Origin of the sequence: Devosia riboflavina (assembly GCF_000743575.1) — a bacterium.
In the GTDB taxonomy this organism is placed as follows: Bacteria; Pseudomonadota; Alphaproteobacteria; order Rhizobiales; family Devosiaceae; genus Devosia; species Devosia riboflavina.
Window position 1 is genome coordinate 1 of record NZ_JQGC01000028.1, and the last position, 21,964, is coordinate 21,964.

Genomic DNA, 21,964 nt, shown 5'->3' on the forward strand with positions numbered 1-21,964 from the left:
GGGTCGGCGCCGCGACGGCAGGCGTCGTGGGCTCGGGTTCCGGCGTCGGCTCAGGGGTGGGCTCGGGCGTCGGAGCGGGCGTGGGCGTTGGTTCCGGAGCCGGTTCGGGCTCTGGGGTCGGCTCCGGCGTGGGAGCGGGCTGCGGACGCGTCTGCGGCGTCGGCGGAGTGGGTGTCGGCGTCGGAGCAGGCTGCGGTGCGGGTTCCGGAGCAGGAGCGGGCTCGGGTGCCGGCTCCGGTTCAGGAGCCGGTTCTGGTTCTGGCGTGGGTTCAGGCACCGGCTCGGGCTGCGGCGCAGGTTCAGGGGCAGGCGCTGTTTGCGTCACCGGCTGCGGTGTCGGCACATCGGCAGGCGACGGGGTCGGCTGGTCTTCCTGCGTATTGCCGGTGGGCTGGGCGAGTTCGGCCGGATCGTCGCTTTCGACCACGGACGGCGTATCGGTCTCGACAACGGTCGAGTCGAGCTGACCGGCGCGGATATTGGAATATTCTTCAATCGGCACGAGATCGACCGAGATCGACGCGGTGACAGGCGTCAGCGGCTCGGTCGATCCCAGATTGATCAAACCAAGCACGATCAGCAACACATGCGCTGAAACTGAAACCGCGACGCCTGTACGCATCGGCGGGCCTATTGCTCGCGCTCGGTAACGAGCCCGATCTTGGAATAGCCGGCGGCCGACAAGAGGCCCATGACGCGCATCACGCTGCCGTAATTGGCGGTCGTGTCGCCGCGCAGGAAAATCCGGTCTTCCGGCGTAGCGAGGCCCGCAACGGTTGTCACGAGATTGGCTTCGTCCACTGGCGTCTCATCGACGAAGATGGCGCCTTCGGGCGTTACCGCGACGGTGATGGGCTGGGTCTGGCTCGGCATGTCGGCAGCGGCCGATTGCGGCAGGTCGACCGGCACGCCGGCCGTCATCATCGGCGCGGCGACCATGAAGATGATCAGCAGCACCAGCATCACGTCCACCATGGGCGTGATGTTGATTTCGCTCATCACCGCTTTCCGGCGACCGCGACGGCGGCGTCCGCCGCCCCCGCCTCCACCGCCTGCTGCTCCCATGCCCATATCAGCGGCTCCGGGCTTCGAGCTGGCGGCTGAGAATGGTCGAGAACTCGTCGGCAAAGCCTTCAAGGCGCCCGATCATCTTGGCCGAGTCGGCCGAAAGCTTGTTGTAGGCGATAACGGCCGGAATAGCGGCGACAAGGCCGATGGCGGTCGCGAACAGCGCTTCGGCGATCGGGCCGGCGACAACCGCGAGATTGGTCGAGGACGAAGCCGCGATATTGGTGAAGGCGTTCATAATGCCCCAGACCGTGCCAAAAAGGCCGATGAAGGGACCGGCCGAACCGACGGTGGCGAGGAAGCCCAGGCGCTTTTCCAAAAATTCGCTTTCGCGCGAAATGGCGACATCGAGCACCTTGTCGAGGCGCTGCTGCATGCCGACAAAGCTCGCCGCGTTCTGTTCGTGGCTGCGCTTCCACTCCTTCATGGCGGCGACGAAGACGGCGCCCATGCCACCGGAGGCTTTTTCGGACTGCTGCTTGTAAAGCTCTTCAAGCGACTGGCCGGACCAGAAGGTCTTTTCGAAATTGTTCATCTCGGCGCTGACGCGGCGATAGGCGATGGTCTTGTCCACAATGATGGCCCAGCACCAGACGGAGGCGCCCAAGAGGCCCAGCATCACCGATTTGACGACGATGTCGGCCGCCCAGAACAGTCCCCAAATGGACAGGTCGGCATGTGGAGCGGCCGCTCCCACTGCATCCATGACTTCCATGAAGTGATCCTTTCGGCCCGGCCCAAGCGCCCGGCCCCATGCTTTGGTCGATGGGGGCGGAATCTGTCAAAATTAAGAGAAATGCCCTGCAAACCGGGCCTCTCGGCCCGCCCCATAGCGCAATCGCTCCTTTGACTCGATTATGGTGACCAAGTGGTTAACAAAGCGATTCCCCAAGCGCTCGCGCTCAAGTTTCGCCTTGCAACAGGGCCCGCAACCCAGCCGGTAGCCGCACAGGCCCGCCTGTCGTCTTGATGGCCACGACCAGAACGCGGGCCTTCGTCAGCACCGCATCTTCACGCAGAATTGTCTGTTCGAGCACGAGGCGAACCGGCGTCGCCTCGGCAACTCTGGTCTCGACGCTAAGAAGATCGTCAATCCTCGCGGCGCCGAGAAAGTCGATCTCCATCTTGCGCACGGCAAAGGCAATGCCGTCTTCGATCAGCTCGAAATGATGAATACCGAGATCGCGCAGAAATTCGGTGCGGCCCCGCTCGAAGAATTTAAGGTATGCCGCATGATAGACATAACCGGAAAAGTCAGTGTCTTCGTAATAGATGCGGACGGGAAATTTATGCGTGCTCATGCGCCGCGCTCGTCATGGATCACATGGGCGTGGGTTTTTGGCAGATCGCGGAGGAAATTTGGCAACCAGCGCGGCAGCAGGTTGAATTTTTCCAGACCGTCGCCGGCCAGCGGCACCCAGTGGAATTGCAGGTCATGGCCTTCATCCTGCCGTTCGAGCCAGGGCGAATTGCCATTCGGCCCCTGCCCCAACAGCGTCACGACATAGAAAAAACCAAGCTCGTGAAAATCCTCGCCTTCACGGCGATAAAAGCTTTCCGAGGTCGCAACCATCGGACCGATTTCGGCCGGCAGGGCGATTTCTTCAGCGATTTCTCGCTTCAAACTTAGAAGACTATCCTCGCCCAGCTCGACGCGGCCACCGGGCAGCATGGCATAGTCGTCATCGTCCTCCCGGCAGATCAGCAGGTGACCGTCGGCGATGATGATTCCCGCGACACGAAAATTGAAGCGGCCTTCCTTCATGGGAAAGCTCAGGACATGGCGAGCGGTCACGCTTGACCTCCAAGCTCAATGAGAAGGATTTCGGGCGCCGCATCGAAACGCAGCGGCAGGCCGGAATGGCCGAGACCCGCACCGACGATGAGATGCCTGGTGTTTTCAACGATATGGCCATGGAGATAGCGCCGGCCATAGCGTGATGGCACGACCGGAGCAAATCCGAAGAACCGGATTTGCCCACGATGGACATGACCCGAGAGGGTCAGCGCGACGCGGTTAGGGACTTTCGGGAAAATATCGGGCTCATGGGCCATGAGGATGATGGGGCCATCGTCCGTTACCTTGCCCAGCGTGCCATCGAGATCGGCCAAAGGCGTGCCGTCTTCGAATTCCGTGCATTGATCGCCGAGACCAGCGAGCCAGAAGTTTTTACCGTTCCAGATCAATGGGATAGCGTCATTGATGTGGACGGGAATGCCCACCTTTTCGAGAGCCGCCTTTGCCCCAGGCTCGGTCAGAAAACGGTGCCGCTTCTCGATGAGGCGGGGATAGTCATGATTGCCGAGCACGGCGTGAACGCCGAGCGACGCCTTCAGGCGCGCCAGGCCGCGGGCCCAATCGTCGCGCGGGACCGGCCGGCTGAAGTGTGGACCATCGTCGAAATCACCCACCAGCAGGATGATATCGGGCTCTAGCGCATTGGTCTTTTCGACAATCCCGTCAAGGGCTTGTAGCCCGATCCACGGCTCAGAAAAATGAAAATCGCTGAGCATGGCGATGCGCAGTTTCAGGTCCTGCGGCCAGTTGGGTGGCCGGGGCGCATAGCGACGGACGATGATATCATCGCCGCCGATCCAGCTATGGGCACCGAAAAGACTAAAAAGGCGCTGCAGGAGTGGCGCCATGCTCAGTCCTCGTCTCCGGCTTCCTCGAAGAGGCTGGCCTGCATGCCGACAAAGCCCTGCGGCACGGTTTTTCCCAAGTGCTGGAAGGCGATAGCGGTGAGCATGCGGCCGCGCGGGGTGCGCTGGATAAAGCCCTGTTGCAGCAAATAGGGCTCGACGATTTCCTCGATGGCATCGCGCGGCTCGCTCAATGCCGCGGCGATGGTTTCGATGCCGACCGGGCCGCCATTGTAGAAATCGGCGATGGTGGTGAGGTAGCGGCGGTCCAATTGATCGAGCCCGCGTGCGTCAACATCGAGGCGCAAGAGAGCCTTATCGGCTAGCACACTGTTCACTTCTGACGCCCCATCGACGAGGGCAAAGTCAATGACGCGTCGCAGCAGGCGGCCAGCAATGCGCGGGGTGCCGCGTGAACGCCGCGCGATCTCCAGAGCGCCGTCGGGCGACATGGGCGTACCCATGAGGCGGGCGCCGCGGGTAACGATCTGGACCAATTCCTGCGGGGTATAAAAATTGAGCCGGACGGGAATGCCGAAGCGATCGCGCAGCGGCGTGGTGAGAAGGCCCGCGCGGGTGGTGGCGCCGACGAGGGTGAATTTGGCGAGATCGATACGCACTGAGCGGGCGGCAGGACCTTCGCCGATGATGAGGTCGAGCTGAAAATCCTCCATCGCGGGATAGAGGACTTCTTCGATCGCCGGATTGAGGCGGTGGATTTCGTCGATGAAGAGCACATCGCGCTCTTCGAGATTAGTCAGGAGCGCGGCGAGATCGCCGGCCTTGGCGATGACCGGGCCGGAGGTGGCGCGGAAACCGACGCCGAGTTCCTTGGCGATGATCTGGGCGAGCGTGGTTTTGCCCAGACCCGGCGGGCCGACGAAAAGCACGTGATCGAGCGCCGAGCCGCGCTTCTTGGCGGCTTCGATGAAGACCTCGAGATTGGCCCGCGCATCGGCCTGGCCGACGAAATCGGAAAAGCCGGACGGACGCAGGGAAACGTCGAGATTGTCGTCGCGGCCAGCGGCGGGGGAAGTAAAGTCGGTCACGCGAGCAGTTCCATTCCGGAGATGCGTTTGGCGGCATCTTTGTCGAAGGTCATGATTTTCGCGCACCCCTCTTGAGCAGCTATTGCCGAGATGATCGCATCCGCAATGTCTGCCCCGGTCCGCTCCGCCAGGTAGACAGCAGCCTTGATCATCTCTTCGTCTTCGATCGCCAGATTGGCGCTCATGAAAAGCCCGTCCAGTGCGGCACGAACGGCGTCGACCGGATACTCGTATCGAGCTGTCAGCAGCCAAACGAGTTCGATGATGACCTCCCGGCCCACGAAAATCGGATCGGTGCTGTCGTGCTGCGCGATCAAGTGCTGAGCGGCACGCGCTTGCTTTTCATCGTCACCAACCAGCAGACGAGCGAGGACATTGGTATCGAGAGCAATCACCGTCGCGTCTTTCGCTCGTATCGCTCGGCAACAGCCTCGCCTATCGCCTTGTCCATGTCCTCGATCGTCAGATGCACGCCGCTTGGCGGCGGCCCCAGAAAGCCAGCCAAATCGGCTGCATTCAGGGTCTTGGCCACAACGCGGATGGCGCCATTTTCCAAAATCCAGGTGAGGGGCGTCCCGTCCTTTATGCCGACGGCATCCCTCAAGGGTTTTGGAATGGTCGTCTGCCCCTTGCTGGTAGCAATAGAACGCCCCACCAGCTTCTGCTGAGAATTCATGGCCAATCCTCGGATTCCTTACCCGGACAAAATAGTAAGGAAAAGGATCAAAAACAAGGCGACTATTGGCTCAATTCCCTGAGCCCAAGGCGAATGAGCTTTTCCGTGGCCGTGTCCTCACCCTCTTTGGCCACCACCCGCGCCAGCGCGGCCGAAGCCTGGGCGCTGGAATAGCCGAGATTGGTGAGGGCGGAGACGGCGTCGGCGACATTGGACTTGGCGACGCCTTCGCCCAAAGCCGTCTGCAGGCCCAGCGTGCCGGCGTCGATGCCGCCGATGGCCGGAACCTTGCCTTTGAGTTCGGTGACGATGCGCACGGCCAGTTTCGGGCCGACGCCATTGGCGCGGCCGACCATGGCCTTGTCCTGGAGGGCAATGGCGCTCGAAAGCTCGGAAGGCGAGAGCACGGAGAGAATGGCGAGCGCCACGCGGGCGCCGACCCCCTGCACGGTGGTCAGCAGCAGGAACCAGGATTTTTCCGCTTCGCTGGCAAAGCCGAAGAGACGGATCAAGTCTTCGCGCAAAATGGTCTCGATGAAGACCACCGTGGCCTCGCCGACGCGCGGCAGGGATTGCAGCGTGCGGGTGGAGCAATGCACCTCGTAGCAGACGCCGCCGCAATCGATGAGAACCCAATCGTCCCCAAAACTATCGACCAGGCCCTTGAGCTTGCCGATCATAGAAGCGCTCCCATGCGACGTGCGGAAACCCGATGATGGGCGTGGCAGATGGCGACGGCCAGAGCGTCCGAAGCGTCGGCGCCCTTGAAATTGGCCGTCGGCAGCAAGGTGCGCACCATCAACTCCACCTGTTTCTTTTCCGCGTGACCGGTACCGACCACGGATTTCTTGACGAGATTGGTGGCATATTCGGCAACGAACAGCCCATGTTGGGCCGGGGTGACGAGCGCCACGCCGCGCGCCTGGCCCAGGATCAGTGCCGAACGGGCGCCGGCATTGACGAAGGTTTCTTCGACCGCCGCTTCCTCGGGCTGGTGCTGGGTCAGCACTTCCTTGAGGCCGGCAGCCAGCATGGCGAGGCGATCGGCCAGCATGCCATCGATCGGCGGGGTCACCGTTCCGGCCGCCACGAAGCTCAGCCGATTGTCGAGCGCATCGACAATGCCCCAGCCACAGCGGCGCAGCCCCGGGTCGATGCCAATGATTCGAACACTCTTGCTCATGGCCATCCTTCTAGCAGTTTCAGCGAACCTACCAAGGCCCTAGTGAACAAAACAGAAACTTCAGGATACCAAGAAGCTGTGATAGCTCAAAATTTACTCATTGGAGAAACGGGGAATTCAGAAACGGGGTCCTAGTGTCGGTGAGGGACGCAGGGACACTGATTCACGATGACGGGGCTAGCAACGGCGCTACCGAAGCAGGCGTGGCTTTGGATTTTCCGTAAGACATTTCTGATGATGGGGCTTTCGGTCGTTATCTCCGTGATAGCGACCGTGGTTTTCATGGCGACCTTTTCTGCCGGCGTGAACATGCCCGGCCTGCTCATTTCCATCGTCATGCCGATCTGCCTCGGCGGGCCGATGATCCTGACCTTTGCCATCGGCACCGAGCGCATGCGCCATGCCAATGCGCAACTGACCCGGCTCGCCACCATCGACGGCCTTACCAATATTCTCAACCGCCGCGCCTTTTCGGCAGCCGTCGAAAAATACTGCACCGCGCCGCACCGCCGTGGCGTGCTGCTGGTGATCGATGCCGACCACTTCAAATCCGTCAATGATCGCTTCGGCCATGACCACGGCGACGAAGCACTGCGCGACATTGCCCATGCCCTGAGCCTGACTATTCCCCAGCCCGGTCTTGTCGGGCGCCTGGGCGGCGAGGAATTTGGCATCTACCTGCCCGATATGGATCTCGCCGGCGCCGAAGGCATAGCCAACGAGGTACGTCGGGCCGTTGCCGATATCGATTTTACGCCCGAGGGCGTCGCCTGCCCGCTTTCCGTCAGCATCGGAGGCGCGGCGCACGAAAAGCCCATTGCGTTCAGAGCCCTTTATCGAGAGGCCGACGCACGTCTCTATAGCGCCAAACAGAGTGGCCGCGATCGCGTCGCCCTGCCCCAGGCGGCCTGAGGGTCGCCTTTCTCTTTATTTCTTCCGGTCACCGATCAAGAACCAAGGGGGTTGTCAGCATGATGTCACCGCGCGCGGTCAACGGTTTGCAAAGCTGGTCCAGCGTTGCCCGCTGGACCCTCTTTGGTCCCTTGGCCTGCGTCGTCGTCGCGCTGATCTATAATGCGGTGACCTTTGCCGATCTCGGCCCCGCGGCGCTGCACCGGGCCATGCTTTCGGCCATGGTGTTGCCGCTGCTGCTGGCCGTGCCGCTATTTTTCTTTCTCTCGATGCGCATCCGCTCGCTCGCCATCATGAACCGGCGGCTCGGCCTCGTCGCGCGCACCGACAGCCTGACCGCCTGCCTCAATCGCGGTGCCTTCACCGCCAAGGTGGAGACCCACCTTTCGAGCAGTGTCGGGCCGCAGACCGGCGCGCTGCTCATCATCGACGCCGACAACTTTAAGGCCATCAATGACCTGCATGGCCACGATGCGGGCGACGAAGCCCTGACCATATTGGCGCGCTCCATCCGCTCGGTCTTGCGCGCCGGCGACCTTATCGGGCGCATGGGTGGGGAAGAGTTCGGCGTTTTCCTGCCCGGTGTCGACCAGGACAATGCCGAAGAGATGGCCGAGCGCGTGCGGCGGGCCGTGCAACTGGCCCAGTTTTCGCCGCGCGGCCAGGCCTATGCGCTGACCGTAAGCATTGGCGGCGCGGTCTTCGATGGGATGACCAATTTCACCGAGCTGTTCCATATTGCCGACCAGCGGCTTTACGGCGCCAAGCATTCGGGGCGCAACCAGGCGGCAATCGTGCATACGCTCGATCAGCCGCCGGTGGATTTTAGGAGATCGGCGTGAAAAAGGGCGGTGTGAACCGCCCTTTGTATTTCAGTACCCCGCCATTCGAGCGTAGCTCGAATGGCCTGACTTACTAAAATCGCTCCACTGGAGCGATTTTGCCTTACGGCCGTGCGTCAGCCCGCGATCTTCGCTGCGTCTTCTTCGCTGATGTCGAAGTTGGAATAGACGTTCTGCACGTCGTCGTCTTCTTCGAGCGTGGCGATCAGCTTCATCAGCGTCGCGCCCTTTTCTGCGTCGATCGGGGTCTCGTTCTGCGGCCTCCAGATGGCCTTTACCGCTTCTGCTTCGCCCAGCACCTTTTCGAGGGCGGACGAAACTTCGACCATGGCTTCGAACGAGGTGTAGATATAGTGGCCGTCTTCGTCGCTCTCGACATCGTCGGCGCCAGCCTCGATGGCGGCTTCCATGACCTTGTCATCCGAGCCGGCGGAACGCGGATAGGTGATTTCGCCAACGCGATCGAACATGAAGCCGACCGAACCGGTTTCACCCAGGGCGCCACCGTTCTTGGAGAAGTAGGAGCGCACGTTGGAGGCGGTGCGGTTGCGATTGTCGGTCAGCGCCTCGACGATGACGGCGACGCCACCGGGGCCGTAACCTTCGTAGCGGATTTCATCATAGTTCTCGCCATCGCTGCCCTGCGCCTTCTTGATGGCTCGGTCGATATTGTCCTTGGGCATGGACTGGGCGCGGGCATTGGCGACGGCCAGGCGCAGGCGGGCATTAAAGGCCGGGTCCGGCATGCCCATTTTTGCGGCCACGGTGATTTCGCGGGCGAGCTTGGAGAAGATCTTCGAGCGAACGGCATCGCTCTTGCCCTTGCGGTGCATGATGTTCTTGGCGTGTGAATGGCCTGCCATTCGGTACCTCGGATTTTCTGAATTTTGGCGGTGCTTATAGGGGGCGACGGGGGAAAATGGAAGGGTGTGCGCTATTGCAGCTTCTATGGCAGCCGCTACCCCCACCCTCATTCCCTCCCCACAAGGGGGAGGGAGGCGCAAGCCTCAGTCTTCTCGGTTCCATCGTCTCCCTCCCCTTGTGGGGAGGGATCAAGGGTGGGGGATTGCTAGACCCAAAAAGATCAAAAATCCGGAAGAGCCTGAGCGAGGGTGCCACCGATCCGCACCGGAAGGACCTTTTTCGCCAGACCTGTCCGGGGATCGGTCTCCACCGCCACGCCGCAAAGCGTCGCTTCGCCCTCGGCTGGGGTGAAGCGGCCATTGGGAATGCCGGTGAGAAAGCGGTTGAGCGGCTCTTCGGCATCGACGCCGATGATGGAGTCAAAGTCCCCGCACATGCCGGCATCAGCCATCAGGGCGGTGCCGCCCCTGAGGATGCGATGGTCGGAGGTCGGGATATGGGTATGCGTGCCGACGACCAGCGTTGCCTTGCCATCGAGGAAGAAACCCATGCCCTGGATTTCCGAGGTCGCCTCGGTGTGGAAATCCACGATCACGGCATCGACGACTTCGCCCAGAGGCGCGGCGGCGAGAGCGGCTTCGACGGCGCGGAAGGGGTCGTCCATGGGCTGCATGAAGACACGGCCAATCGCATTGACGACGAGAACCCGGTGGCCATTGCGGCCTTCGACCATCATGGCGCCGCGTCCGGGGGCGCCGGGGGCAAAATTGATGGGGCGGAGCAGGGTATTTTCGCGTTCGATATAGCTCAGCGCCTCGCGCTGGTCGAAGGCGTGATCGCCGAGGGTCACGATATCGGCGCCGGCATCGCGCAGACCCTTGAAATGAGATTCGGTGAGGCCGCGGCCATGGCTGGCATTCTCGCCATTGATGACGACGAAATCGAAGCCATAGGTGGCGATAATGCCGGGCAGGCGTTCGGCGACGGCGTCGCGGCCGGACTTGCCGACCACGTCACCCAGAAAAAGCAATTTCATAAATTGGCCTCGAAGAATTCGACCCCGTTTTCGGTGACAACAGCATCGAGCGGAATATCGTGGGCTTGGCGCGGAATATGGTCGAAGGCCTGCGCCGAGAAAGCGAGACCGATCAGCATCGGCCTTTTGCGCAGCGAGGCGAGGGTCCGGTCATAATAGCCCCCGCCATAGCCGAGCCGCGTACCGGCTTTGTCAAAGCCGAGGAGCGGCATGAGAATGAGATCGGGCTCGGAGCGGGGCGCGAGATCGGAGGGCGCGAGCGTACCGAAGCCGGCTTCGTAAAGCGGCGCATCGGCGCCCCAGATGCGAAATTCGAGCGGTTCTTCGGGGCCGTTGACGACAGGCAGAATGACGGTCTGTCCGCCATCCATCAGGCGCACCAGGATGGGCTGGCAATCGGCCTCGTCGCGAATGCGCCAATAGCCGGCAATGGCGTCTTCGGGCCCGAAGGCGATCTTGTCGAAGAAGTGGAAGGAAATGGCACTGGAGGCTTCGGCGCGGAATTCGGGAGAAAGCGCCTCGCGGCGCGCCCGTGCAGTTTTGCGCAGGAGGGCCTTTTCGGCCTCGATTCCGTCTTCCACCATACGCGCCTGTCTCTGGGATCTCTGAAGAATAGGTGCCGCCCTGGCCGTGGGACGAGCGATCCCGGGAACCTACTCACGTAGGTGGGCGCCGTATGTCCAAGCCCACGGGCCTGGTCAGGGACAGCTCCCTTAGGATCGATTAAGGCCCCGGGGATATGTGTGTCCTCACGTACCGGGCAGCCCAAGAGATATAGGCGCTTCCCCTGCCCCGCGCAAACGGCAACCCACAAGAATGTGTGTGCGCCAATGCGCTTTTATGACATGGCGGCAAGGCTCTCGGCCATGACGGCTTCCAGCCGGTCAAAACCATGGCCGGTGCCGATTTCCCGCGCTGCGGCGCCGTCGCTGCCGTCGAGCAGCAGCAGATGTTCGTCATAGCGCATCAGGCTGCCGCAATTGTGTGGGCGGAAGAGCAGGGTGACGAGCGAGGCGGACAGCGGCTTTCCGTCGACGCGCATGGCGTAGCTATAGACGACGCGATCCGGCACCGCGATGTCGAGATAGGCAATGTCGACCTCGTGCTCGACGCCCATGGGATCGGCGAGACGGCTGAAATCGTGGCCGCCGATGCGGAAATCGTGGCGGACCTCACGCTCGGTCCAATCGGGATGGCAGCCGGCCCAGAGATTTTTCAGTTTTGGATCGGACCAGAAGCGAAAGGCATGGGCGGGGGAGCCGGGCAGGACACGATCGAGCGTGAAGCGCGAATGGGCGGGATCACTGGCCATCGGACTTGTCCTCGGGATTAGCCGCCATGGCGGCGGCGAGGCGATCGAAACCGGTTTCGAGATGGCGCTGATGCGCGTCGAGCCAGGTGCGGAGGGGATTTAGGCCTTCCTCGCAGATGGAAAAGGTGCGCACCCTGCCCTCTTTCTTCGAGGTGATGATGCCGCCATTCTCCAGCACTTTGAGGTGCTTCAGGGTGGACGGCAGGCCGAGATCGAAGGGCGCGGCCAGTTCCTTCATCGAGGTCGGGCCGGCTTCGACGAGGCGCGAAACCATGGCGCGGCGATAGGGATCGGCGAGGGCCTGGAAGACGGTATCGAGTTCGGCTGACATCAGGACCCCGGCAGGAAGCGCGCCGGCATGGCGCCGCGATAGGGGAACATTGTAAAATAAGGCTGGGCTTGAGCAAGCACGGAAGCGACGGACGGGCGCGAAAGGAGACGCTCGATATAAGCGCTGAGCGCCGTGGCGGAAGCTGGGAATGGCTCGACGATACCGGCGAAGAAGAGGCCCGGAAACGCGGCGCAATCGGCGATGGAGAAGTCGTCGCTCACAGCCCATTCGCGACCGGTCATGTGCTTCTCGATCATGCCATAGGCCAGGCGCAGGTTTTCGCGCGCTTCAGCGACGCCATGGGGGTCATTGGCGCCTGCGGGCCTAATGCGGTCAGTGACGATCTTTTGCATGGGCTGTTGCACATAGAGATCGAAGAAGCGGTCCCAGAGCCGCGCTTCGAGGAGTGTTTCCGGGTCGTTTGGCCAGAGTTTCGCAATGCCCGGATGACGCTGCGCGAGATATTCGAGGATGATGGTGGTTTCGGCCACATGCCGGCCGGTCGCTTCGTCGTGAAGCAGCGGGATTTTGCCGACAGGCCAATGGTCGGAAACCTGTCTGGCCGATAGAGGATCCGAAAAATCCACGGTAACGGCGCGATAGGGCAATTGCGCCTCTTCGAGCGCGATCATCACCTTGTGGCAGAAGGAGGCAAGCGGGTGGACGTAGAGCGTCAGAGACATCAAAGGCTGCCAGATAGTTTCGATATAAAGAAACTATCTGGCAGCCCGATATGATGCAAGAGAAAGTTTCCGAAGATGGAAACTTTACTTCTTGAGCGCCTGCACGCCCGGCAGGGGCTTGCCTTCCATCCATTCGAGGAAGGCACCGCCGGCGGTCGACACATAGGTCAGGGCATCCTTGACGCCGGCATGGGCGAGCGCGCTGACCGTATCGCCGCCACCGGCGACCGAGATCAGGTGCCCGTCATGGGTGCGCTTGGCAACGTGCTTGGCAATGGCCACGGTGCCAGCGTCAAAAGGCTCCATTTCGAAGGCGCCGACCGGGCCGTTCCAGATGACGGTATGGGCATCGTCGATGGCGCCATTGATGCGCTCGATCGAGGAGGGGCCGATATCCAAAATCATGCCGTCGGGATCGACGGCATCGACGCCATAGAGACGGGTCGGCGAATTGGCCTTGAAATGCCAGGAGACCACGGCGTCCACGGGCAGGATGATGGCGCAATTGGCCTTGTCGGCCTTGTCCATGATGCGGCGGGCGGTATCGGCAAGATCCTTCTCGCAGAGCGATTTGCCGACCCCAAAACCCTGGGCAAAGAGGAACGTATTAGCCATGCCGCCGCCGATGACGAGGCCATCGACCTTGGTGACGAGGTTTTCGAGAAGGTCGATCTTGGACGACACCTTGGCGCCACCAACGATGGCGACGACCGGCTTCTTGGGCTTGCCAAGGCCTTTTTCGAGCGCTTCGAGCTCGCCCTGCATGGCAAGGCCGGCGGCAGCGGGGAGGAGATGGGCCAGGGCTTCCGTAGAAGCGTGGGCGCGGTGCGCGGCCGAGAAGGCGTCGTTGACATAGACATCGCCGAGGCTCGCCATGCGCTTGGCAAGCTCGACATCATTGGCTTCTTCGCCCGGATGGAAGCGGGTGTTTTCAAGGACGAGGACCGAGCCGGCCGGCGCTTCGGCGATCGCCTGCTTGGCAGCGCTCACATCGGTCCAGTCGGTGGCGACGAATCCGACGGGGTGGCCGGTGACGTCGGCAACGGCCGAGCAGACCTGTTCGAGCGAGAATTCGGGATCGACCTTGCCCTTGGGCCGGCCGAAATGGGAAAGCAGCACGACCTTGGCGTCGTGCTTGACGATTTCGCGGATGGTGGGAACGAGGCGCTCGATGCGCGTCGCGTCACTCACCTTGCCATCGGCCACGGGAACATTGAGGTCGGCTCTGAGGAGCACGACCTTCTTGCTGAGGTCGAGTTCGTCGAGAGTCTTGAATTGCGCGGTCATGGCCAGGCTCCGAAGAGATACGAAACTTGGGCCTTGGCCTATCAGAGGCAGACGGATCGGAAAAGCACTGTGACGAAGATTCTCGTCAGCTCCCAATGAGAACGCGGCGCAACTGATGGCCGAAAAGGAAGACGAACGGGCTCAGCGCGGTCCAGGCGGCCAGGCGTACGAGATCGTCGACCATGACATGGCGGGCAAAACCGAGGCTGGCCCAAGGCGCAGTGCCGACGAGACCGACAATGCGCTGGTGGCGCCTGACGAGATGGGCCAGCATCACCAGGGCCGGCAGCGCCAGGAGCATCAGGCTGTCCAAAAACCCTGCGCCGAGCCAGGCCAGTGGCAGGGCCGAATGAAAGCGACGGGTGAGATGGAACATTGTTCGCTCCAAGCCTTGCTGACAAATCAGATTCTAGGCCGATTTGGTGACAGGGCGTTGACGGGGGCTTGACCCGTCCCCTGGGACCGCCCTGATGAGAGTAAGGGTCAAATCTGGAGGTGATTCCCCTTGACCCGTTCCGACCAAGTTTTTTCGCCTAGCGAGGCGGCCCGCGCGCTCGGCATTTCGGCAAAGGCGCTGCGGCTTTATGAGCAGCGCGGCCTTGTTACGCCCATCCGCGGTGCCAATGGCTGGCGGCATTATGGGCGCGAGCAGATGGCGCGGCTCCGTGAGATCGTGGCGCTGCGCACGCTCGGGCTGAGCCTTGCCCAGATTGCCGCGGTGCTCTCGGGCAGAAGCCACGACCTCGACAAGGCCCTTGCCGAACACCAGACCCGTCTTGAAGGCAGCCTGACGGGTCTCCTCGATGCCATCGAGCGGGTGCGTGTCTGGCGCAATGATCTCAGCGAAGGCCGGGCGCCTGATCTTACCGATCTGGCGGCAGGGCAGCCTGCCGTGTCGCTGACACTACCCTGGCCGTGGAATGGCGAGACTTTTGCACTGAAGCGGCTCGCGCCGGTGACCTATCTCGTCGGGCCGCTCGGCAGCGGCAAGACGCGGCTGGCCATGGCGCTGGCGGAGGCACTGGGTGGAGCATTTGCGGGTCTCGATCGGGTTGCGCCGGAGGCTATGTCCGCCGGGGTGGCGCATGAGCTGCAATGGCTGCTGGAGGACGGGGCCACGGATAGCCCTGCCCTTCGCGCCGTGCTGGCAAGCATGGTCCGCGATGATGAGCGGGTGGGGACAATCGATCTCGTCGAGGAGGGTTTGGACGAAGCGACGCAACTGGCGCTCGGCGGTTGGCTGCAGCGGCGGAGCGAGGGCGATATGCCGCTGGTGGTGATGACGCGGTCGAATGCGGTGCTCGATCTCGAAGCGGTGAGCGCCGGTCACGCGATCCTCTTTTGTCCGCCCAATCACAGCGTGCCTTTCGAGGTTTTGGCCGTGGCGGGATCGCCGGGCTATGAGAGCGTCAGCAATTGCCTGGGAACGCCGGAGGCGCGGGCGCGGACGGCGGGCATGGTTGTGCGGATGAGCTGACCTGATCTCGTCACCCTCGGGCTCGAACCGAGAGCCCTGTACTTGCGCCAACATCCCTAAGTGAAGTGTCCTCGGGTCAAGCCCGAGGATGACGGCCGGTGGTGAGCTCAGGCCCGTGCAAACAGCCCCGGATAGTCCGTCACTAGCCCATCTGCATCCACCGCCAGCACGGCCTCGAAATCATCCGATTGGAAGCGGAAGTGGCCGCTATCAAGCCGGGTATAGACCTGCTCAGCGCGGCGGACTTCCATGGTCGTCGCGTCGATCCAGACCATGGCGAATTTCTGCGGCTTTCCGTCCTGCCACTCGCTGCGCCAGATGGGCAGGGAATTGGTCATGGGCGTGGGCCAGATATCGACGTCGACGCAGCCCTTTAAGCCCGAGATCGGCTCGGCGCGATCGTCCGACCAGCCGCCTTGCCCGTCGCAAAAGAGTTCCAGCGCCTTGCCATCGGCCCGCTCGATTTTTAGCGTGCGGGTATGGCCGTTTTCGTCGAGCTTGATGCGGTAAAAGAGCCCGAAATCGTCGCCGATGATGGCGCCGCGAATGCGGGTGTCCCGGCCATTGGCGATGACGTGGCAATGCTCCAGCGTCTTGAGATCAAGACCACGCCACCGATAGGACTGATTGAGGCTCAAGACGCTTCTCCCGACACGCATCGCATTTGCAGCAAATGCGCGCGGGGAAAGCAAGCGCGGCGTCAGACCGGCGGTGTGACGCCGTCGCGGATGGTGTGGAAGGCAGGCAGCACAGCGTCGAGCCGGTCTGCATCGGTGACGCAGGAAATGGCGGTGCGGCCTCTAGCTGTCTCGACCATGGAGAGCACGAGGCGAACATGCTCGGCATTCTTCTGCTTGGGCTTGCCGATGAATTCATGGCCCTTGTAGCCGTCGAGCTCGAACGAGGCGTCGGACACGAAATCGAAAATCGACTCCATGCCGTCCTTGGCCATGGCGATCCAGCCGGGCGAGCCGATCTGTTCGTTGATATTTTCCATGGTCAACCCGGCATTGGCCGGCACGGACTGGAAGCTGACCTGGCAGAGGTATTTTTCGCCGGTTAGCGGCGCCGGTTCGTCCGAGGCGGATTTGACGCCGAAGGTGACATTGTAGGGCGGCGGGGATTCGGCGGCTTCGACCACGAAGGTGTCCGGGAGGTTTACGCCGAGCCCGGTTTCGGTGTCTTCGGCGGCAAGGGCCGGGGTAGCGAGCAGCAGGAGGAGGATAGGGACAAGACGCATGGCAAAGCTCGGATGGCGGTTTGGTCTGAACCTATGCCGAGAGGGCGGGCAAGGCGATTGGCCAAATGGTCGCCCTTACAACGCCCCCTCAAACACCCACCGCATGTCACCCCGGCGCAGGCCGGGGCCCAACTTGAGATTTCGGGATGGGCCCCGGCCTTCGCCGGGGTGACAATCGTGTTTGTGGTGAGGTTTGTGGGTGAACCAAAACAAAAAGGGCGCCTTGCGGCGCCCCTTTCAATACCAGTTGGCGAAAGTCGCCTAGAGCGTCTTGCCCAGGGCCACAGCCGTGTCGGCCATGCGGTTCGAAAAACCCCATTCGTTATCGTACCAGGAGAGGACAGACACGAAATTGCCGTCCATCACCTTGGTCTGGTCGAGCGCCAGGGTCGAGGAATGCGGGTCGTGGTTGAAGTCGATGGAAACGTTGGGCTGATCGGTATAGCCCAGCACGCCCTTGAGTTCGCCGTCGGCATAGCGCTTGACTGCGTCGTTGATTTCCTGCGCGGTGACGTTGCGCTTGGAAATGAACTTGAAGTCGACGCAGGAGACGTTCGGGGTCGGCACGCGGATCGAGACGCCGTCGAGCTTGCCCTTGAGTTCGGGCAGCACGAGGCCGATGGCCTTGGCCGCGCCGGTCGAGGTCGGGATCTGCGAGAGGGCCGCAGCGCGGCCGCGATAGAGATCCTTGTGCATGGTGTCGAGGGTCGGCTGGTCACCGGTATAGGAATGGATGGTGGTCATCATCCCCTTCTCGATGCCGAATTCCTTGTGCAGCACATAGGCGAGCGGCGCGAGGCAATTGGTCGTGCATGAGGCGTTGGAGATAACCACGTCTTCCTTGGTCAAGGAGGCGTGGTTGATGCCGAAAACGATGGTCTTGTCGGCGCCGTCGCCGGGAGCCGAGATGATCACCTTCTTGGCGCCGGCCTTGAGATGGGCCGAGGCCTTTTCCTTCGAGGTGAAGATGCCGGTGCATTCGAGCGCGATGTCGACGTTCATGGCGGCATGCGGCAGGTTCGCCGGATCGCGCTCGGCGGTCACCTTGATCGGGCCGCGGCCGACATCGATGGTATCGCCAGCAACCGTCACGGTATGCGGGAAGCGGCCATGGACGGAATCGAAGCGCAGGAGATGCGCATTGGTCTCGACCGGGCCGAGGTCGTTGATGGCAACGACTTCGATATCGGTGCGGCCGGATTCGATGATGGCACGCAGGACATTACGGCCGATACGGCCAAAACCATTGATGGCGACGCGAACTGCCATGTTTTAACGCTCCTAGAGGGGAGAAAGGAGAAAGGGAGGCGCGGCTCTCTTACAACTGTGCGGTGACGGCTTCAACAACCGCCTTGGACGTAATCCCAAAGTGGGCATAGAGCGCATCGATCGGACCGGAAGCGCCGAACGAGTGCATGCCGACGAAACGACCCTTGTCGCCCAGCAGCTTGTTCCAGCTCATTTCGATACCGGCTTCGACGGCAACGCGGGCCTTGGCCGTGCCCAACACTTCGGCCTTGTAGGCGTCGGACTGCTTGGCAAAGAGCTCCATGGACGGCACGGAGACGACGCGGGCCTTTACGCCCTGCTCGGTGAGCGCCTTCTGGGCTTCGACGGCGATGGCGACTTCCGAACCGGTCGCGAAAATGATCGCATCGGCATCGGCGGGGCCGACGAGGGTATAGGCGCCCTTGGCCGACTTGTTTTCGGTCGAGTTTTCGGTGCGGACGGCGGGAAGATTCTGGCGCGAGAGCGCGAGGATCGACGGGGCCTTTTCCGAGGTCATGGCCAGTTCCCAGCATTCCGCGGTTTCGACCGCATCGGCCGGACGGAAAACCAGCAGGTTCGGAATGGCGCGGAGGGCGGAGAGGTGTTCCACCGGCTGGTGGGTCGGGCCGTCTTCGCCGAGGCCGATGGAGTCGTGGGTCATGACATAGATGACGCGCTGTTCCATCAGGGCCGAGAGGCGGATGGCCGGGCGGGCATAGTCGGTAAAGACCATGAACGTGCCGCCATAGGGGATGAGACCGCCATGGAGCGCCACGCCATTCATGGCGGCGCCCATTTCGTGCTCGCGGATGCCGTACATCATGTAGCGGCCAAGACGGTTGTCAGCCTGGAAGGGCAGCGTCTCGGGCGTGTTGGTGAGGTTCGAATGGGTCAGGTCGGCAGAACCGGCCAGGGTTTCCGGCACGTTCTTGTTGATGACTTCGAGGGCCATCTGGCTCGACTTGCGCGAGGCGACCTTGGGCTTGTCGGCGACGAGCTTTTCCTTATAGGCGGCCATGACGGCGGCGAAGTCGGACGGCAGCTTGCCGGACATGCGGCGGGTGAATTCGGCTTTCTTGTCCGACTTGGCCAGCCGGGCTTCCCATTCGCCACGAACATTCTGCGAGCGGGTGGCGGCGGCGCGCCAGGCGTTGAGAATGTGGGCCGGGATTTCGAAGGCCGGGTAGTCGATGCCGAGGGCGGCCTTGGCGCCGGCCAGTTCTTCGGCGCCGAGCGGAGCGCCGTGGACCTTTTCCGTGCCAGCCTTCTTGGGCGCGCCGAAACCGATCGTGGTTTTCGCCGCGATCAGGGTCGGCTTGTCGGTCGACTTCTTCGCGTCGTTGAGGGCCTTTTCGATGGCGTCTTGGTCGTGGCCGTCGATCTCGATCGTGTTCCAGCCGACAGCCTTGAAGCGGGCGATCTGGTCGGTCGAGTCGGCATTGGAAACCTTGCCGTCGATGGTGATGTTGTTGTTGTCCCAGATCACCACGAGCTTGTTGAGCTTGAGGTGGCCGGCGAGCGAGATCGCTTCCTGTGAAATGCCTTCCATGAGGCAACCGTCGCCGGCGAGAACCCAGGTGTAGTGATCGACGATGTCGGAGCCGAATTCGGCGGCGAGCTTGGCTTCGGCAACGGCAAAGCCGACCGAATTGGCAAGACCCTGGCCGAGCGGGCCGGTCGTGGTTTCAATGCCTTCGGCATGGCCGAATTCGGGGTGGCCGGCGGTCTTGGAACCGAGCTGGCGGAAATTCTTGATGTCCTCGATGCTCATCTCCTTGTAGCCGAGGAGATAGAGCGAGGAATAAAGCAGCATCGAGCCGTGGCCGGCCGAGAGGATGAAGCGGTCGCGATCGGCCCAGTGGCTGTCGGCGGGATCGAACTTCATCACCTTGGTAAAGAGCACGGTGGCGATATCGGCGCAGCCCATGGGCAGGCCGGGGTGACCGGAATTGGCTTTTTCGACCGCGTCCATGGACAGCGACCGGATCGCATTGGCCAATTCGTTCTGCTGGGCTGTGTTCGTCATCTGGCGGGCCGCTCTCTAATGCTGAGGAAGGCAGGGAGTAAGGGGATAGAAGGCCTCGTGGCCCTCCTCCCAAAGGCGGGTTGAGGCATAACAGGTTCGGCCCTTCTGTCAATGTCGCCAAAGGCCCGAGGCGTCCAGTTTTGCTTGCGATTTGCCGGTCTGCGATTGCAATGGGGCCGGGCTTGGGGCAGGGTCTGTGCGCTTGAATCGACGTTGCGTTAGGGGTAGTTGCGGCCAATGAGTGACGGACAGGATGAAGACGGCCTCGCCGCAGCGGCAAAGCGCTTCGACGGCGCCATGGCGCGGCTCGACCAGAGCCTTCAGGATATGACCGGCCGCCTGCAGCGGTTGAAGCGCATCGAGGTCGATACGCAGCGCCTGGTGCAGGAGCGCGCGCGGCTGGCGACCGAGCTCGACAAGACCTCGGCACGTGCCAAGCGGCTCGACGACAGCGCCCACGAAGTTTCCCGCCGCCTTGTTGAGGCCATGGAAACCGTGCGTTCTGTCTTGGCGAAAACGGAGTAGCCGATGCCCGAGGTCAATGTCGAAATCAACGGACGCAAATATCGCATGGCCTGCGAGGAGGGCCAGCAGGGGCATCTGATTGCTTTGGCCGAGCGGTTCAATGCCCAGGTCGAAGGCCTCAAAGGCGCCGTGGGCGAAATCGGCGACAACCGGTTGACGGTGATGGCCGGCATTGCGGTGCTTGATGAATTGACCGAGGCAAATCGGAGGATTGCGGCGCTGGAAGCCGAGGTCGAGAACCTCACCCAGGCGGGGCACCAGATCGCCGATGAACTGGAAGCGACGGAAAAGGCTTTTGCGGGGAAACTCGATGAGGCGAGCAGGGTGATCGAGTCGATTGCCGGCGTGCTGGACGAGACGGCGACGTTGCAGGGGTAGCTACCCCACTCACCGGACCTCCTTCTCCCCTTGAGGGAGAAGGTGCCCGAAGGGCGGATGAGGGGTATTCTCACCACTCGCTCCTCTGCGGAGGTGAGAATACCCCTCACCCTGATTTTCTGCTGAACGCAAAAAATCTGTCCCTCTCCCTCAAGGGGCGAGGGAAGAATCGAGATCGCGGAAAATCCCGCTTAGAACTGCGCCGTCACCGGATCAGACCCGATACGACCATCGGCGCTATCCAGCCCGTTGATCGCGGCCTTATCCTCGGCACTCAGCGAGAAATCGAAAACATCGAAATTCTCGACGATGCGGCTCGGGGTCACCGATTTCGGGATGACGACAAGGCCTTCTTCGATGTGCCAGCGGATGATGACCTGGGCCGGGCTCTTGCCGTGGCGCTGGGCGATGGCTGATATCGCCGGATCGGCGAGCAGCGTCCCCTGGCCGAGCGGGCTCCAGCTTTCGGTGATGATCTTTTTGGGCTCATAGGCGGCGCGGAGCTTGCGCTGCTGGAAGCGCGGATGGAGCTGGACCTGGTTGATCACAGGCAAAATGCCGGTCGCATCGGCGAGGTCGTCGATATAGGTGCCCTCGAAATTCGAGACGCCGATGGAGCGCGCCTTGCCTTCTTCCTTGAGGCGGATCAGCGCTTTCCAGGTTTCGACATATTTGCCGCGATAGGCCGAGGGCCAGTGGATGAGATAGAGATCGACATAGTCGGTGCCAAGACGCTTCAAGCTGGCATCCATGGCACGCAGGGTTTCGTCAAAACCCTGGTCGTCGTTCCAGACCTTGGTGGTGAGGAAGATGTCGCCGCGGGCGACGCCGGACTTGGCGATGCCCTGCCCCACGCCTTCTTCGTTCTGATAAACGGCGGCGGTATCGATGTGGCGATAGCCGGCCTTGAGTGCTGCATCGACGGCGGTGACGGCGACGTCATTGGGTGTCTGCCAGACGCCGAGCCCGATCTGGGGAATGGAACGGCCGTCGTGGAAGGTCACGTGGGGTTGCGTGCTCATCTTGTTATCCATTGCTAGGGAGAATTGCGCCGAAGGACTCAGCTTCATCGTCTTATTACGATGAAAGAACCGTGCTGCCAAGTTCCAAAAGAATCTACCATACAAGATCATCCTTTCGTCTGATAACCCAAGGTCTAATCG

General features: G+C 62.0%; 28 protein-coding genes, 1 other RNA gene and 1 pseudogene. 5 read left to right on the plus strand and 25 right to left on the minus strand.

The window, feature by feature from the left end; translation table 11 throughout:
- The 11 genes and pseudogenes from JP75_RS26895 to ruvC form a co-directional block, all read right to left on the minus strand.
- Nucleotides 1-622: pseudogene (locus JP75_RS26895) on the minus strand (hypothetical protein); the annotation flags it as partial.
- A gap of 8 nt (nucleotides 623-630) precedes the next feature.
- Nucleotides 631-1,071 (minus strand): protein TolR, encoded by a 441-nt coding sequence (gene tolR, locus JP75_RS21200; RefSeq protein WP_035086714.1) that lies wholly within the window; start codon nucleotides 1,069-1,071, stop codon nucleotides 631-633.
- A 1-nt stretch (nucleotide 1,072) separates the two neighbouring features.
- Complete coding sequence (tolQ, locus tag JP75_RS21205) at nucleotides 1,073-1,774, minus strand: protein TolQ (protein ID WP_035086716.1); 702 nt, start codon at nucleotides 1,772-1,774, stop codon at nucleotides 1,073-1,075.
- A 196-nt stretch (nucleotides 1,775-1,970) separates the two neighbouring features.
- Complete coding sequence (ybgC, locus tag JP75_RS21210; RefSeq protein ID WP_035086719.1) at nucleotides 1,971-2,369, minus strand: tol-pal system-associated acyl-CoA thioesterase; 399 nt, start codon at nucleotides 2,367-2,369, stop codon at nucleotides 1,971-1,973.
- The gene (locus JP75_RS21215) at nucleotides 2,366-2,863 is read right to left on the minus strand and encodes an NUDIX hydrolase (protein WP_051961074.1); all 498 of its coding nucleotides are present in this window, start codon (nucleotides 2,861-2,863) and stop codon (nucleotides 2,366-2,368) included. The genes ybgC and JP75_RS21215 overlap by 4 nt, the downstream gene beginning before the upstream one ends.
- The gene (locus JP75_RS21220) at nucleotides 2,860-3,714 is read right to left on the minus strand and encodes a metallophosphoesterase (RefSeq protein WP_051961076.1); all 855 of its coding nucleotides are present in this window, start codon (nucleotides 3,712-3,714) and stop codon (nucleotides 2,860-2,862) included. Before JP75_RS21220 ends, JP75_RS21215 begins: the two co-directional genes overlap by 4 nt.
- 2 nt (nucleotides 3,715-3,716) lie before the next feature.
- Nucleotides 3,717-4,760, minus strand: a complete 1,044-nt coding sequence (ruvB, locus tag JP75_RS21225; RefSeq protein WP_035086723.1) for a Holliday junction branch migration DNA helicase RuvB — start codon at nucleotides 4,758-4,760, stop codon at nucleotides 3,717-3,719.
- Nucleotides 4,757-5,155: a PIN domain-containing protein gene (locus JP75_RS21230; RefSeq protein ID WP_035086724.1), complete on the minus strand. Its 399-nt coding sequence runs from the start codon at nucleotides 5,153-5,155 to the stop codon at nucleotides 4,757-4,759. Before JP75_RS21230 ends, ruvB begins: the two co-directional genes overlap by 4 nt.
- Nucleotides 5,152-5,436: an AbrB/MazE/SpoVT family DNA-binding domain-containing protein gene (locus tag JP75_RS21235; protein ID WP_051961104.1), complete on the minus strand. Its 285-nt coding sequence runs from the start codon at nucleotides 5,434-5,436 to the stop codon at nucleotides 5,152-5,154. Before JP75_RS21235 ends, JP75_RS21230 begins: the two co-directional genes overlap by 4 nt.
- Nucleotides 5,437-5,498: 62 nt before the next feature.
- Nucleotides 5,499-6,116, minus strand: coding sequence for a Holliday junction branch migration protein RuvA (ruvA, locus tag JP75_RS21240; RefSeq protein ID WP_035086725.1), 618 nt, complete (start codon nucleotides 6,114-6,116; stop codon nucleotides 5,499-5,501).
- Complete coding sequence (ruvC, locus tag JP75_RS21245; protein WP_035086831.1) at nucleotides 6,113-6,619, minus strand: crossover junction endodeoxyribonuclease RuvC; 507 nt, start codon at nucleotides 6,617-6,619, stop codon at nucleotides 6,113-6,115. The genes ruvA and ruvC overlap by 4 nt, the downstream gene beginning before the upstream one ends.
- A gap of 234 nt (nucleotides 6,620-6,853) precedes the next feature.
- On the opposite strand from ruvC, the gene JP75_RS21250 reads away from it, so the two are divergent.
- On the plus strand, nucleotides 6,854-7,531 hold the full coding sequence (locus tag JP75_RS21250) for a GGDEF domain-containing protein (RefSeq protein ID WP_051961078.1): 678 nt from the start codon (nucleotides 6,854-6,856) through the stop codon (nucleotides 7,529-7,531).
- 59 nt (nucleotides 7,532-7,590) lie between these two features.
- On the plus strand, nucleotides 7,591-8,373 hold the full coding sequence (locus JP75_RS21255; protein WP_051961080.1) for a GGDEF domain-containing protein: 783 nt from the start codon (nucleotides 7,591-7,593) through the stop codon (nucleotides 8,371-8,373).
- Between the two features lie 116 nt (nucleotides 8,374-8,489).
- On the opposite strand, the gene JP75_RS21260 is transcribed toward JP75_RS21255, so the two are convergent.
- From JP75_RS21260 to JP75_RS21295, 9 genes are all read right to left on the minus strand, one after another.
- Nucleotides 8,490-9,236: a YebC/PmpR family DNA-binding transcriptional regulator gene (locus tag JP75_RS21260; protein ID WP_035086726.1), complete on the minus strand. Its 747-nt coding sequence runs from the start codon at nucleotides 9,234-9,236 to the stop codon at nucleotides 8,490-8,492.
- Between the two features lie 221 nt (nucleotides 9,237-9,457).
- The gene (locus JP75_RS21265; protein WP_035086728.1) at nucleotides 9,458-10,273 is read right to left on the minus strand and encodes a TIGR00282 family metallophosphoesterase; all 816 of its coding nucleotides are present in this window, start codon (nucleotides 10,271-10,273) and stop codon (nucleotides 9,458-9,460) included.
- Nucleotides 10,270-10,857, minus strand: a complete 588-nt coding sequence (locus tag JP75_RS21270; protein WP_035086729.1) for a 5-formyltetrahydrofolate cyclo-ligase — start codon at nucleotides 10,855-10,857, stop codon at nucleotides 10,270-10,272. Before JP75_RS21270 ends, JP75_RS21265 begins: the two co-directional genes overlap by 4 nt.
- Nucleotides 10,858-10,885: 28 nt before the next feature.
- Nucleotides 10,886-11,043: non-coding RNA, 6S RNA (gene ssrS / locus JP75_RS26045), on the minus strand.
- A gap of 68 nt (nucleotides 11,044-11,111) precedes the next feature.
- The gene (locus JP75_RS21275; RefSeq protein WP_035086730.1) at nucleotides 11,112-11,585 is read right to left on the minus strand and encodes an SRPBCC domain-containing protein; all 474 of its coding nucleotides are present in this window, start codon (nucleotides 11,583-11,585) and stop codon (nucleotides 11,112-11,114) included.
- Nucleotides 11,575-11,916: an ArsR/SmtB family transcription factor gene (locus JP75_RS21280; protein WP_035086731.1), complete on the minus strand. Its 342-nt coding sequence runs from the start codon at nucleotides 11,914-11,916 to the stop codon at nucleotides 11,575-11,577. The genes JP75_RS21275 and JP75_RS21280 overlap by 11 nt, the downstream gene beginning before the upstream one ends.
- Nucleotides 11,916-12,599 (minus strand): glutathione S-transferase family protein, encoded by a 684-nt coding sequence (locus JP75_RS21285; protein ID WP_035086732.1) that lies wholly within the window; start codon nucleotides 12,597-12,599, stop codon nucleotides 11,916-11,918. Before JP75_RS21285 ends, JP75_RS21280 begins: the two co-directional genes overlap by 1 nt.
- Before the next feature lie 84 nt (nucleotides 12,600-12,683).
- Nucleotides 12,684-13,886, minus strand: a complete 1,203-nt coding sequence (locus tag JP75_RS21290; protein ID WP_035086734.1) for a phosphoglycerate kinase — start codon at nucleotides 13,884-13,886, stop codon at nucleotides 12,684-12,686.
- Between the two features lie 85 nt (nucleotides 13,887-13,971).
- Complete coding sequence (locus JP75_RS21295) at nucleotides 13,972-14,262, minus strand: hypothetical protein (RefSeq protein WP_035086735.1); 291 nt, start codon at nucleotides 14,260-14,262, stop codon at nucleotides 13,972-13,974.
- 129 nt (nucleotides 14,263-14,391) lie between these two features.
- On the opposite strand from JP75_RS21295, the gene JP75_RS21300 reads away from it, so the two are divergent.
- The gene (locus JP75_RS21300; protein ID WP_035086738.1) at nucleotides 14,392-15,363 is read left to right on the plus strand and encodes a MerR family transcriptional regulator; all 972 of its coding nucleotides are present in this window, start codon (nucleotides 14,392-14,394) and stop codon (nucleotides 15,361-15,363) included.
- A gap of 107 nt (nucleotides 15,364-15,470) precedes the next feature.
- Here JP75_RS21300 and JP75_RS21305 read toward each other — a convergent pair whose 3' ends face one another.
- The 4 genes from JP75_RS21305 to tkt form a co-directional block, all read right to left on the minus strand.
- The gene (locus JP75_RS21305) at nucleotides 15,471-16,001 is read right to left on the minus strand and encodes a putative glycolipid-binding domain-containing protein (protein ID WP_051961082.1); all 531 of its coding nucleotides are present in this window, start codon (nucleotides 15,999-16,001) and stop codon (nucleotides 15,471-15,473) included.
- Between the two features lie 62 nt (nucleotides 16,002-16,063).
- A complete protein-coding gene (locus JP75_RS21310) occupies nucleotides 16,064-16,603 on the minus strand; it encodes a hypothetical protein (RefSeq protein WP_035086740.1) in 540 nt (179 codons plus the stop codon).
- A gap of 261 nt (nucleotides 16,604-16,864) precedes the next feature.
- A complete protein-coding gene (gap, locus tag JP75_RS21315) occupies nucleotides 16,865-17,872 on the minus strand; it encodes a type I glyceraldehyde-3-phosphate dehydrogenase (protein ID WP_035086743.1) in 1,008 nt (335 codons plus the stop codon).
- A gap of 49 nt (nucleotides 17,873-17,921) precedes the next feature.
- A complete protein-coding gene (gene tkt, locus JP75_RS21320) occupies nucleotides 17,922-19,898 on the minus strand; it encodes a transketolase (RefSeq protein ID WP_035086745.1) in 1,977 nt (658 codons plus the stop codon).
- 237 nt (nucleotides 19,899-20,135) lie between these two features.
- On the opposite strand from tkt, the gene JP75_RS21325 reads away from it, so the two are divergent.
- Both JP75_RS21325 and JP75_RS21330 read left to right on the plus strand, forming a co-directional pair.
- A complete protein-coding gene (locus JP75_RS21325) occupies nucleotides 20,136-20,423 on the plus strand; it encodes a DUF4164 family protein (RefSeq protein WP_035086747.1) in 288 nt (95 codons plus the stop codon).
- A 3-nt stretch (nucleotides 20,424-20,426) separates the two neighbouring features.
- Nucleotides 20,427-20,801 carry a cell division protein ZapA gene (locus tag JP75_RS21330; protein ID WP_035086748.1) on the plus strand — a complete coding sequence of 125 codons (375 nt, stop codon included), beginning with the start codon at nucleotides 20,427-20,429 and terminating at the stop codon, nucleotides 20,799-20,801.
- Between the two features lie 191 nt (nucleotides 20,802-20,992).
- Here the strand turns inward: JP75_RS21330 and JP75_RS21335 are convergent, their stop codons facing one another.
- On the minus strand, nucleotides 20,993-21,823 hold the full coding sequence (locus JP75_RS21335; RefSeq protein WP_035086836.1) for an aldo/keto reductase: 831 nt from the start codon (nucleotides 21,821-21,823) through the stop codon (nucleotides 20,993-20,995).
- Between the last annotated feature and the right edge of the window lie 141 nt (nucleotides 21,824-21,964).